Source organism: Catenuloplanes niger, assembly GCF_031458255.1.
Lineage (GTDB): Bacteria > Actinomycetota > Actinomycetes > Mycobacteriales > Micromonosporaceae > Catenuloplanes > Catenuloplanes niger.
Genome location: NZ_JAVDYC010000001.1, coordinates 1,194,925 through 1,207,447, shown reverse-complemented (window position 1 = coordinate 1,207,447; position 12,523 = coordinate 1,194,925). Strand labels below are relative to the sequence as shown.

Sequence of the window (12,523 nt, the reverse complement as noted above, 5' to 3'; positions counted from 1 at the left end):
ATGGAACCGCACGTACGGATTCTTTGCCGTCGTTCGGTTGTTGCGCCTATCAGCCGAAAGAGGGAATCGTCGCTGGCAGAGACCTCATATTTGCGTTGTCTCGTCCAGTATCTCGACGCTGGTTACCCTTTCGATGCGGCCTCGCACAGCAACCCCGGTGATGCGCACCTGCTGCTGGCGTCCATGCGCGCTGACGACGCTCTGGTACAGGTGATCGGGCAGCAAGACCCTTACCGGGCGTTCCGACGAGCCGTAGGCCGTCGAGAGCGGACCGCGGACCGTGGCCTGACCGCCCTCGCCGATATCCCGCCGGAGCTTGCTGACCGTACCCTCGATCGTGGTTTCACCGTCCGGGACCGCAACCTTTAGCTGCTCGGCGGCAGTCCGCAGCACTTCGATCCTGGCGGCATTGAAGCGGAACGAGCGCGCGGGAACGCTGGCCGGCAGGGACCGTGCCCAGCTGAACCGCATGTCATACGGGACGTTGTCCCGACCGAGCTTGGCGAGCGCATCGCACACATTCGAGGAGACCCCTTCGCCGGTACGACTGAGGAAGAGCCCGATGTCGTAATCGCGCAACGCCTCACCGGACGCGGCGTAGCACGCACGGACCGCGCTGTGCATCCGCAGTGCCACCTGACGGGCTAGAGGTATCTCGCCGTTCGTTGCGTTGTCGGGCAGGGCCAGTTGTGCCGCGATGGCCCAGCTTCCGGCCCGGGGCGTTCCGAGCCGAACAGACTTCGCGAAGTCGAGCACCGCGTCTGGCCGGCGCCCCTGTACGAGCATCGGTTCGGGGCTCAGCAGGGAGAAGGTCGATGAGACGACGAGCTCCTTCACACCAGCAAGCGCATCGGTCGCGTTAAACAGCGGGATGGTGCCGGAGGGGCCGCCGGGCAGGAGCCGGAACGAGAGTGTGTCGACACCGCCGGACTCCAGCTCGTCGAGCAGTAGCCGAACCGGTCGTTCCTCGACGGTGGCGACCGTGGCGAGGAGATCGGACACCCGGCTTGCGTAGTCCCGGAGAGCCCGGTCCCCGGGCACCAGCACCTGAAACTCTCCATCGGTCTCGCTGCGAGTCCATAGGGTCGCTCGTTCGAGCTGCTGTGCAAGAGACCAGCCGGTGGTCGACAGGTACTGGGCGAAGGCCTCGGGCTCAAGTGCCTCGGCGGTGCGCAGCTCATCCGCGCTGACGGGGGTCATGATGCGGGCACCCGCTGAATCGGCACCGGCTGCAGCAGAGTGCGGAGCGCCTTGACGGTCAACAGGTTCTGCTTCGGCACCCGCACCGTGATCGTCTTCTGGGAACCGTCCTCGATCACCGGTAGGTTGCGAAGGGACGCCCAGTAGCCGCAGTGGCTGAGCCGCGTGGCGGTCTCGTCCACGTGTGCGTACTGGTCAACGTCATCCGGCACGACGATGAGGAACAGATAGCGGGGCACCGAGAACCCCTCACCCGCCAGGTTGTTGTAGTTGCCGACTTCCATCGGGTACTGCCAGTAGAGATCGTTACCCTTGGGCGCGGACCATGACTTGACCTGCGCCTCGATCTTGGGAAATCGCGCCGTGCCCCGAACGCCGGGAAGATCAATCGAGAAGTCCACACCGGTGTGATCGACATCCTGCTGGCCGGCGATCAGGCCGGCGGCACTGACCAGCACCCGGACGAAGCTCTCTCCGAAGTAGCCCTGATGGTTGAACTTGTTGTACGCCATCCACCTTGTCCCGAGCCGGCAACCGAAGCAATCCGTGGGCGTAAAGATACTTCTTGTTACCTTGCGGGTGAAGTCCTGATGCCTATTGGCGGGATGGTCGTGCGGATGGCGGGTGCAAATTTTGGGTGATTTTAGAGGAAATGTCGCCTCAAGTCGACTGTCGAGTGGAGTTCTGGAAGGCGCTCGGATCCGTGTCGATGGCGGCCAGCCCTGGCGTCCTGTTTTGGACGACGGTCGCACGAAGATCGCTGACGCGGCCGGCGCGAGAGCTGATGCCCGGTGCCCCGCCATCTCCCGGACATCGACTTGCCGGATGGGGCTCGGGCGCGCAGTCTGCTTGTCCGAACGGCGATATCGTCCATGCGCGTCAGATTTGAGCCGGGGCTCGCTCGGGTGGGCGCGGTCGCGCGGTTGCGTGGACCAGGCGTCCCGCAACTGCGGTTGTGGAAATCGGGACACGACGATCAGTTGACGTCGCTCAGTGACTTATTCGGGTTATGGCGAGAGCGATGCAGGTATTCGGCTACTCGCGAGTTTTGCCTGACCGTCGAGGAGTGCGGGTTTGTTGCCGTGAGCGGGGGCGCGGAGGCTGAGTAACCTCGGGTGCCCGCATTTCGTTCACCATTACCCAGGCCACCTGTTCGACTGTCACATCGATTTGTGAGCGGCGAAGATCAGACTTGATCCGGGACGGGCTGACTTTGGGTCGATTCGGTCCCTTTGCGCGACGCCTCACGGCCCGCGCGATGGCATCAACAATGGCTGGTAGCGGCCGGTTCGACATTCTCGCGGCCAGTTCCTTCATGCTCTCTAGCGGCAGGCTTAGATGCACTCGCCGCCCGGTGTCATCGTCATAGACCACTGTGAACCCCTGAATTCGACAGTAGGAATGTTGCCGCGCGCCGGTCTATGACAGATCTGGGTCATGGCCCTGCCAGATGGTGTCCCGGGCGCGCCGCCCGCAACGCCCCCGCGGTGCGAAATGATCCAGGGTGCCGGACTAGAGAAGGGATCACGCCACGGCTTACGTCGCGATCATCGACCCCCTCCCGATGTTCAGAGAGGGGGTGGCCAACGTGCTGTCCGCCGCCGGCCATCAGGTCGAGACGCCCACGGACCCCGTTAGCTGGGCCGCTCGACGGCCGTCGGCCTTGGTTCTGCTGACCATGGCTGGCATACCGCAATGGCGACTACTTGACGGCCTGCGGACGGTTCAGGTCATCGCACTTGTCGACGAAGGTTCCGCCTCTGACGGCGTCCGCGCGGTGCGGGCTGGCGCACGCTCAGTTCTCCCACGGGGCGTTGCCCATGACTCGCTGCGCCGAGCTGTCGAAGCCACCATAGACGGCCAGTCAGTCCTGCCTACGGCAGTGGTGTCTCTGCTCGCCAACGGCGGTGAACAGCAGGCCGGGGCAGTCGATCCGGATCGGATCGCATGGCTCGGGAAGTTGGCGTCGGGCATGACGGTGGCTCAGCTGGCTACCCAGATGGGGTACTCCGAGCGAGCCATGTTCCGGTTGCTGGCCGCGCTGTACCGGGAGATAGGCGCAAGTAACCGGATAGAGGCTGTCGTGCATGCCCGCGATCGCGGCTGGATCTAGGGGCTTCGGAGGGCGTCAATCGCGGGCTGGAGCATCCCGGGCCGGGGCCCGGACTCATCGAGTTTCTGCACGAGGAACACCATCCGGGCGATCAGTCCAGGCGCGTGTGGTTTGTGCCGCAGGTCTACCACACCCAGCGAGCGTTTGGCCGTTTCCATGTCACCGTGACCGGCGACGAACAGCCCGCACATCGCGAATCCGTGGAAGTGCCGGGCGCCGAAGTCGCTCGGGGCGCCAGGTTCTCGGTCGATGCGAGTTGCTGCCCCGGCTCGGAGTTCGTTGAAGTGCTGGGTAGCTGCGTCGTGATCGCCGACCAGGCGGGTGGTCAGCGCGAGCAGGGCCGGTATGACGAGATGACGGCCTTCAGGGCGGTATCGTACGGCTCTTCGGATCTCCTGAGCGGCCTGCGGGTATCGTCCACGCTGCAGCTGAGCGACGCATAGGGTTGTTCGGGATTGCAGCAAAACTGCTTGGTCCTGGACACGGTAGGCGAGGCTGATGGCTTCGCGGGCCGCGGCCTCCGCCTCATCGACATTGCCGTCTACCAGGCCTTCAGTCAGCCGTAGGTCGGCTAATGCATCCAGGTAGACAGCCCGGTGCCAGGCTTTCCCGCTGCTAGAGAGCTCTTCGGCCCGCGCCAACCACTGGCGAGCTTGGCCGAGGTCGGCGGACCCATCGTGTTCGGCATGCCAGCGGGCCAATCGCACGGCCGCAGTGACCGCTTGGACTCGGGCCTCCCAGTTCGTCGTGACCAGCTTCGCGAGCTCGTCGATGCTGAAGACCTGATTCGCGCGCGTGATTGCGGCAGTGAAATCGCCCCGACGTCGATGGCAGTCGGCCAGGCCGATGAGCGACTTCATCACGGCGAGCTGGTTGCCCGCCTCGGCCGCCTTCGCCAGCGCTATCTCGTTGGAGCGCTGCGCACGGCCCATATCGTTGGCGGCCCAATACATGTCGGCGATGTTCGCCTGCAATTGGGCCATGACCGCGGGCGGGGTATCAGGTCCGGCGAGCCGCAGTGCACGTTTGTACGCTTTGCCAGCCCGGTCCAGCTTGCCCATGTCGACGTAGATGCCGCCGAGAGCATCCTCGTTGTGCATCTCCTGCCGCGTCGTGTCGAGTCGCCCACGAATCTGCTCGCGCCGGCGCAGCAACAGCCTGGCGCAGTTCCACTGCACCAGGTACTTGTCGATCTTAGCAATCTCGTCGCAAGCAGCGCCATGAGCGCTGGCATCGATCAGGCAGTCCACCTCGGCGAGGTGGTAGCGGAGGTCGTCCACCCGCCGCGGAGCGGGCTGAGATTCCCTGTACGCGGCCAGGACATCGGCGGCGGCGTCGTACAACTCCAACCGCTTCGACTGCCGGACGGTATGGATAACAATCGTCGCTTCCGCAGGTGAGATGAAGTAAAAATCTCCCTGTTGGCCGATCACTCGACGGCCTGAGAGGTTATCGAGGGACTGGCGAACCATGCTCTCTGGCTCTTCCACCAGCTTCGCGATGATCACGGCAGGCAGCGGCACTCGGAGCGCGGCGAGTGCGCGCATAGTTCGCCTCGCGACTCGGGGCATGCCCTTAAGAAGTCGCTTGATCAGCCAAGCAACTGGCTCTTCGCGGTATCTGTACAGCTCCACGACAAGTTCCGGCAGGGTCATGACGGGGTGCTCGCACACCGAGGCACAGATGAGCTCAGCCATCCGCGGATTACCGCCGGCCGATTCCCACAACGACCCCTGCTCGGCGTTCGGCAGGTCGTCCAGCTGTCTGCCCATACGCGGATGCAAGGCGCGCAGCATGTCTAGGAAGTCGTTCTCCTCCATAAGGGGAACGACCACAGGCTCATTGTCGGGCCAGGACTGTGTCGACGGCAGCACGGCACCGTGCTCCGTTTCGAGCACAACCGATACGCGGTGGCCCGGTTCCGTGCTGATCATGTCAAAGGCTTCGGCTAGGTCAGGATCGGCGATCTGATGGGTATCTGGCTCCAGCAGGTTCTCCGCTTCCGCGACGGTGACGACGACCGGTGTGTTCCGCAGCTTGCGCAACACGGACTCGAGTAGCACCAACGGTGAACCGGATCTGACCGGAGCACGTCGGGCACTGATGAGCTCAACCAAGGTCCGCAGGTCCAGGCTTCGATTTGCGGTAGCGTGGTGTCGCTCGGCCCGCAGCCCATCCCTACCGTGATGCTTGGCCACATCCTCCAGCACCACATCGACCAGCTTGGTCTTGCCGATGCCACGCTTCCCCTCGACGGAAACGACCCCATGCGGGCCGTACGCCAATCGATAGGTTAGGTCTTCACGCTCGAAATATCGGTCGATGATTGGAGGCGTGGGCCCGTCGGGGTCCCGAGAGATCCGCGGGGGGTCCTCGTACTGCTCGCATACCTCCTCGAACCGGTGCGCAGCGGCGACCGCGAGCTCATAACACCAGCGCTTGACTTCCTCAGGATTCTTCACTCGCCGATCACGTCCGACGTGGCGGAGGGCGACACCGACCAACGCGAGCAGACATTGCTCGCGCATGTGCCGGGAGAGTCCCCGCCGTCTCGGGAAGCTATCGGCGCAGGCGTTATGGATCGCCGCACTGACAAGAGCGAAGTCGCCGACCTCGGGAGAAATATCCGGGTTGCCGGGGTTGACGATCGCCTTAATAATCTCTCCGCGTACCGCCGGTCGATCGGCGAACTCGTCGAGAGCTAATCCCACAAGCAGATGCATCGGATCGCGGGCCAGCGGGGCGTCCTGGCTGAAGTGGTCGTAGTCGATCAGGTGAAACCCGCTGGACTCGACCCGAAGGTTGGCAGGGATGAGGATGTTACGCGAGCTCAAGTCACCGTGCGCCTTGCCCAGTAGCACGCTCTGGACCACCTGACGGCCCGCCTTGCCAGCCAGTAGGGCGATCGGCGAGAAGTCGTCCAAGTGCGATGCTGCACGAATCCAACGGAGCGCTGGCCCACGCCATCGACCGACGATGCGGGCGACCACAGATCGTGCGGACCGGTTGACCGGGATCGGCTTACCTTCGTTCCATTCACCAACCACCGCCCGGACGATGAAGCCGTAGTCGACCGTCCGGCCTCGGGCACGGAGGTCCTCCAACGACAGAAGATCATCAACGTCGTCGCCGGCGATCTGCATGTAGACGGCGCATCTGTTGCCGCCGAGCGGGATCCGCTCCCTCTCGACCGTGGCCAGATGTTGCGCGACGAAGGCGTTCTCCCCAAGTAGTGCTGCTTCCATGCGCTGTTGTTGCTCATCGGTGCTGAACTTGAGGATGCGGTGGTCGGGCCCGTCCTCGTAGCGGATGATACTGGCTACCGGGTAGTCACTGCGGCCGGCGCCGAACCACTTCACGTGCTGGAGTTGGCAGTTACGTGTCTCCAGAGCCTTAGCCAGCGCATCGAGAAGCTTCTTGTGTGCCTTACCCGGTCCCCGGTCCCATGCAGGCCGGTCCATGAGGCGCTCCATCTTGTCAATCTAACCGGCCATGGATATCAACTGAACCGGTGAGGCGTGGCAGGCTTTCGGCATGAGGATGAGTGCCTGGCGACCACGCGGAATCGTGGTTCTCGCCGTCGTGCTGTTTCTGCTCGCGACCGGTGTCACGGTCGCCGGGATCCTGTTGTTGATCGGCGCGCCGACAGCCTCCGGGGTCTGGTCTGAGATCGGACGGTGGTTGCTTCAGCTCGGTACGGTGCTGGCCGGCACTGGCCTCATCACTGCGGTGTTTCGGCAAGTCGACATCACCCGGGCGAGGAGGGAGTCGTGGACGGCAATCCTGCAAGACCTCGTCGTAGGTCAAGACGCGATCGAAGGCGCGGCGATGCGTCTGGTCTCGACACCGGATGCCAGGACATACGCGGATCTCGTGGAGCGATGCCGCGAAATGCGGGCGTTGCTGCGGCGGGTCATCGCCCTGCCTGAGGTGTACAACAGTGACGGCACGCTGCGGCAGCAGATCCACCGAATGCGGCACTACCTCAAGCCGATCGTGAAGGAGCACGAGCTCAGGCTGCTGCGCGTCAGCCGGCAGGAATCGCTGGACAAGAAGATCTTGGAGATGAGGATCCAGAGCTTGGCGAAGAACACCGATAGATCCCAGTCAGCAAACTCTGAGCAAATGTTTCGGCCGATGGGAGTCAGTAAGATCCTTCGCGACGAGGACGAGTTTCCAGCTCTGGCAGCATTTCTCCGCGACTTCGACGATACCGAAGGAGAATTTCGGCCACAAAGCGAGATCGACAAGGCTTACGAAGACGTCAAGGTCATCCTGCGGAGGAACTCGGGCGCCTACAGAACGCGGCGTGCGGGATGATCCGGAAGCCGTCTACGTGCCTGAGGAGGAACGTGGACCGGCAGGGGTCTCTGCGCTGCTGAGATGCCAGTGGTCGGCCCTGAGTTGGGCGCCGCTGGCGCGCGGTCGGCATCCCGGCAGCATTTGTCGTCATTTAGCGGCTACTAACTCGATCCACGTTGACCATGCTCCGAGCACCGGCGTGTGTGTTACGAGTTCGAGTCGATCCTCGGACACCAGTCATGGTGGAATTTCACCATGAGGGGCGGCAGCCGAATCGGTTGATCGATTCGGCTATTAGTCGTTACCGGCTTTTGGGATATGTGCGCGCGGCTGCCTGCGGGCGGCGATCATGGACGGTATGAGCCCCGAGCGGTCTCACGATGCCGGCCGCGAGCAGGTGATGGGGGCGCTTCTGCCGCCTGATCGGCCGTCTGCTGATCTCAAGCGGGCTGCGATGCCGGCCCTGCCCCGTCCTTCGCTAGTTGGTGTTGCTGCCGCTGACGGCGGCGCGCTCGACGTGGCGCGTTGTGACCGATCGGGCCGGGTGTCCGCGCGACGACTGCTCCGGGCGCTTGGCTGGCCGCCGGGACACCGCATCACTGGACGTTTTGTTCAGGGATGCGGTGATTAGGAGGGCTTCGCATGTCGACTGGGGCCTCGCCTGGCCCGATCCGGCCGATTTGCCTCACTCGTCCGCATGGGCATTCGTCCGATTGACGTCGGCTCTCGCCCAGCAACGGTGTGCGGCGAGTGTCTGATCTCGGTTCGTGTCCCCTGTAACCGGCGCGGCTCCGGTTCGGACCGCGGGAGTGCCTCCGGGCGGCGGTCCACCACCATCAACCCGTCTACATCTGGTGGTGGTCATACTGGCACCGCGCCAAGCTTGACTCAGCCGCTACAAACGCCGTGGCTGAGCATCCAGCTGACTGCCTTTGCAGTTTCAGTGGCGCGCGGGTGCTTGCTGCCGCATGACGAATGTGGCGTGGAACAGCTGGTCGCCGATGAACTCGCCGAAGGCGTAGAAGCCGGAGTCGTCAAGGTAGTCGATGCGATCCCCGTCGAGCCAGTAGCGGCCGGTGTAAGCATGTTCGCGCCCACCGCGGGTCTCGTCGTAGCGTCCTCGCGGGAGCAACTCCTGATGGAGCCAGTCGTTTTGGTCGACCCATACTCCGATCCGGGCGCCTTCGGGGTTCGCCGGCCGGTCCAGCGGGTCACCATCGCGGATCATCACCTGGCCCCGGGTCAGCAGCGCGCGGACGTCACGGCGGGTCACGATGACACGCCACCAGGGCGTGCCGAGTTCAGGCATCGCCGCCTGAGGTACCAGGAGCAGGTCGGCCGGGATGCCCGGTTCGACGCGCCCGACCATGTGCCCCCGATTCCCACCGATCGCGGGCACCACCGCAACCAGGCCGAGACCCGAGCCGTCGATCACCTCGGAGTCCGGTCCGGCGGCGGTGACGTAGCCGTCCCTCACCCGTACGTCCGCGAGCAGGCTCCCCGCAGGGCCATGGACCTGAACGTTTTTGAACAGCACGGTTCCTCCTGCAGAAGTGGTGGCCGACGTCCGGGTGACCCCGGCCGAGCACGCCTGCTGAGATATGACCGTCACGGCTACGACGGTCGCGGCAAGCGCACGAAGACCTCCGCGCACCACGGTTCTCCTCTCGGCCGGACCCTGCATCCAGGATCGGAAGTTCGCGCCCGGTTCGCATCGGTGATTGTCGCCTATCGCCGCTGGGACAGGCGACCAGCACGGATACCCGGGACTCGGCAGGCGGCAAGTGTGTTACCTACCGCGCTCACCTCAGCGGGGCCGGCAGGCCGGCATCCGCCCGCGGCCAAGGCCGGAGCCGCGCGTGGGGACCGACGGTCGGGAACCGTCTGACGATCACCTGCGGCGACGGTGGCAACGAGCTGGGCAGCTTTGAACAGGGCTCAGGGCGAACCCGCACCCGTCCGGCATCACCGTCCGCCGTCCGCCGTTTCTCGGTACATGTCGCGCAGTTCGCGGCGCGATTTGACACCGAGCTTGGCGAAGATGCTGCGCAGGTGCGCGTCGACCGTACGCGGACTGATGAACAGCTCGGCCGCCGCCTCCTTGCTGGTTGCTCCGCGCGCGACCAAACGGGTCACCGCCTGCTCCTGAGCGGTCAGCGCCGCCTCTCCGGCGTTGTGGCGCCGGACCACTCCGGTGGCAGCGCGCAGTGCGCGACTGGCTCGGCCGGCGAAATCCCGGGCGCCCATGGACAGGAACATCTCGTGTGCGGCTTCCAACTGCTCGCGTGCCCTGCCCTTGTGCTCCTCGCCGTGGAGCCATTCGCCGTAAGCGAGACGGGCTCGCGCCAAGTGGATTCGGCCGCTGGTGCGGGCCAGATATGTGATCGACTCCTGGTAGGCGGTGTCCGCCTCGTCGCCGGCACTCACCAGCGCACGGATGTAGCGCGCTGTTCCGGTGCACCAGTCGGTGTCGAGTCCGGCAGCGACCTGTTCCAGACGCCGGACCACCTCGAGCGCTTCCTCCCGCTGGCCGGACCGCGCGGTGGCCTCGACGAACTCCGGGATCAGCCAGACCGGGAAGCTGGGCTCGTCGAGGTGGACCGCTGTCCGGCAGGCGTCGGCCGCGGCCTCGAACTCGCCCATGCCGTTGAAATGGACAGCGGTGGCGTACTCCGCGGCGGTCAGCAGCCGGCCCTCGCCGCGGGCGGTCGCGTCGGCTGCGGCCTGCTCGGTGAGCTTCCGTACCCGCTGCCGATCGCCCTGCCAGGCGGCGATGGCCATGTCGACGAAAGCCATTCGCGGCGCTCCGATCTCGTCCGATACGGCGTACGCCTCGTCGACGAGACGCTGGGCCGGCGGGAACCGGCCCTCGTGGACGAGACTCAGCGCCCGATAGCTCAACGCGACCGGCATCGCGGCGAGCGCACCGTTGTCCCGGGCGTAGTCGAGTTGCTGGCGGGCGAGCGCGACGAAGATCCGGTCGTCCCAGATGTCCTCGGCGGCGCTGCACGCCAGCCACAGCTCGCCGATGCCGAAACGCTCGTCGGCCCGAGTGTCCTGACCGGCTTCGCTGCCATGCTTCATGTAGAGGGCGAGAACAGGCCGAATAGCCTGCTGGTCGACCTTGCCGCCGTTGGTGATCCTGGAGATCAACCCGTCCAGCAGCCGGTCCAGCGGGCGCTTACGGTCCTCAACGACCGGCAGACCCAGGACGGCCTCGGCAAGGTCCACGGTCAGTGACCAGGTGGCGATCCGCCCCAGGAACGTCGCCGCAGCGAGGGCATCGAAGAGGACGTCGCGGCCGAGCAGTACGTCGAAGGGACCGACGGCCTTGGCGGCCGCGATCAGTTCACGAACGGCCGACTCGTCGCGGCCTCGGTCGAAGGCGACCCGGGCGCGGACCACCTGCGCTTCGGCGTGCACCACCGGATCGTGCCCGGCGGCCTCGGCCTCGGCGACCAGCCGCAGAGCGCGGCTGAAGTCGCCGCATTCGCGACGGGCGAGGGCGGCGGCAAGAAGGCGCCGGGCCCGGGCGCCGATGTCGGGCGTCAGGGCCGCGGACTGTTCGAGAAACGCCCCGGAGGCGGCCAGGCCGCCACGGGCCCGGGCCCGGTTTGCCAGCCGCTCGAGTTCCTCTGCCAGCCGCTCGTCCGGCTCGACCGCCGCCTGCGCCGCATGCCATGCCCGGCGTTCGGGGTCGATGAGCGGATCGGTGGCCAGGGCCAGCGCGTCGTGTACGGCACGGCGGTCGTCACTCGTGGCCGATTCGTAGATCGCGGAGCGCACCAGCGGGTGCCGGAACCGGATCCGGATGTCGGTCTGCATCAGCCCGGAGTCCACCCCGTGCGACGCCGAGACCGGGTCGAGCCCGAGATGACGCGCCGCACGCCACACGACCACCGGGTCGCCCGTCGGATCCGCCGACGCGACCAGCAGGAACAGGCGGGCGTGGGCCGGTAGCCGTTCCAGGCGCTCCTGGAAGCCCGCCTCCAGGGTGCGGGGCAGCTGAGCGCCTGCGGGGATGCCGAAGCCGCCGGCCAGAGCCCCCATGTCCGCGCTGCGCGGCAGCTCCAGCAGGGCCAGCGGATTGCCTTGAGCCTCGGCGAGGATGCGATCCCGAACGCGTGGGTCGAGCGGAGCACGCAGACTGGTCCGCAGCAGGATGCGGGCGTCGGTGTCCTCGAGGCCGTGCAGCCGTAGCACGGTCACACCGTTGAGCACGTCCGAGGTGAGCGGCTCCCGGGCCACGAAGATCAGGGACACCGCCATGCCGCCCAACCGGCGGGCTACGAAGGCCAGCGCCTGCGACGAGGCGTCGTCCAGCCAGTGGGCGTCGTCGACGACACAGATCACGGGGAGATCCTCGGCCGTCCCGGCGAGCAGATTCAGCGTCCCGAGGGCGACCAGCACCGACGACGGCGCCACGGTCTTCCCCATCCCCATCCCCAACGCGGAGGCGACCGCCTGGGCCTGTTGCTCCGGCAGGGACTCGATGCTGTCGGTCAGCGGCTGTAGCAGCTGTTGCAGGGCCGCGTACGGCAACTCCATGTCGTACTGAGCGCCGACGGTCTGCAGGACTCGCACACCGGTCACGGCTTGGATCGTCTCGCCGACGAGTGCGGTCTTGCCGATGCCGGCCGGCCCGGTGACGAGGATGGCGCCGCCGGTCGCACGACGGGCCGCCTCGATGTGTTCGCGTAGTGCGGCGCGCTCCTGGCGTCGTCCAAGGAAGGTCATGCTTGATCGGGCACCGGGGTCCACGCGCCGGCAGAGTTCAACATTCGGACGAGCCTACGAGCGGAAACGGTCCACACCTTTGCCGGCGTGCGTCGACCTGATCACATCCGGCCGCCAGCACGTCGCTTTGCCTACCCAAAGGGCGTTTTCGGCCATCCTGGGTGTCCAGCG

7 protein-coding genes are annotated in these 12,523 nt (G+C 65.7%); 2 read left to right on the top strand and 5 right to left on the bottom strand.

The genetic code is table 11. The features are described 5' to 3' along the window. Positions 1-84: 84 nt before the first annotated feature. Together J2S44_RS05285 and J2S44_RS05280 are read right to left on the bottom strand one after the other, a co-directional pair. A complete protein-coding gene (locus J2S44_RS05285) occupies positions 85-1,200 on the bottom strand; it encodes a hypothetical protein (RefSeq protein ID WP_310409476.1) in 1,116 nt (371 codons plus the stop codon). After that, the gene (locus J2S44_RS05280; RefSeq protein ID WP_310409474.1) at positions 1,197-1,712 is read right to left on the bottom strand and encodes a DUF4365 domain-containing protein; all 516 of its coding nucleotides are present in this window, start codon (positions 1,710-1,712) and stop codon (positions 1,197-1,199) included. Before J2S44_RS05280 ends, J2S44_RS05285 begins: the two co-directional genes overlap by 4 nt. 1,067 nt (positions 1,713-2,779) lie before the next feature. On the opposite strand from J2S44_RS05280, the gene J2S44_RS05275 reads away from it, so the two are divergent. After that, entirely contained in the window at positions 2,780-3,313 is a 534-nt protein-coding gene (locus J2S44_RS05275) for a DNA-binding response regulator (RefSeq protein ID WP_310409473.1), read from the top strand. On the opposite strand, the gene J2S44_RS05270 is transcribed toward J2S44_RS05275, so the two are convergent. After that, positions 3,310-6,786: a tetratricopeptide repeat protein gene (locus J2S44_RS05270; RefSeq protein ID WP_310409472.1), complete on the bottom strand. Its 3,477-nt coding sequence runs from the start codon at positions 6,784-6,786 to the stop codon at positions 3,310-3,312. The two genes, J2S44_RS05275 and J2S44_RS05270, sit on opposite strands and share 4 nt — an antisense overlap. Before the next feature lie 109 nt (positions 6,787-6,895). Here J2S44_RS05270 and J2S44_RS05265 point away from each other — a divergent pair, with 109 nt between their 5' ends. Continuing rightward, positions 6,896-7,633 carry a hypothetical protein gene (locus tag J2S44_RS05265; protein ID WP_310409471.1) on the top strand — a complete coding sequence of 246 codons (738 nt, stop codon included), beginning with the start codon at positions 6,896-6,898 and terminating at the stop codon, positions 7,631-7,633. Positions 7,634-8,555: 922 nt separating this feature from the next. Here the strand turns inward: J2S44_RS05265 and J2S44_RS05260 are convergent. Together J2S44_RS05260 and J2S44_RS05255 are read right to left on the bottom strand one after the other, a co-directional pair. Then, the gene (locus J2S44_RS05260; protein ID WP_310409470.1) at positions 8,556-9,152 is read right to left on the bottom strand and encodes an Atu4866 domain-containing protein; all 597 of its coding nucleotides are present in this window, start codon (positions 9,150-9,152) and stop codon (positions 8,556-8,558) included. Positions 9,153-9,580: 428 nt separating this feature from the next. Then, positions 9,581-12,352, bottom strand: a complete 2,772-nt coding sequence (locus J2S44_RS05255; protein WP_310409468.1) for a helix-turn-helix transcriptional regulator — start codon at positions 12,350-12,352, stop codon at positions 9,581-9,583. Positions 12,353-12,523 lie beyond the last annotated feature (171 nt).

Bases quoted from the DNA above. Each gene is read 5' to 3' on its own strand.
- J2S44_RS05285 (WP_310409476.1), bottom strand. From the start codon at position 1,200: ATGACCCCCGTCAGCGCGGATGAGCTGCGCACCGCCGAGGCACTTGAG.
- J2S44_RS05280 (WP_310409474.1), bottom strand. From the start codon at position 1,712: ATGGCGTACAACAAGTTCAACCATCAGGGCTACTTCGGAGAGAGCTTC.
- J2S44_RS05270 (WP_310409472.1), bottom strand. From the start codon at position 6,786: ATGGAGCGCCTCATGGACCGGCCTGCATGGGACCGGGGACCGGGTAAG.
- J2S44_RS05255 (WP_310409468.1), bottom strand. From the start codon at position 12,352: ATGACCTTCCTTGGACGACGCCAGGAGCGCGCCGCACTACGCGAACAC.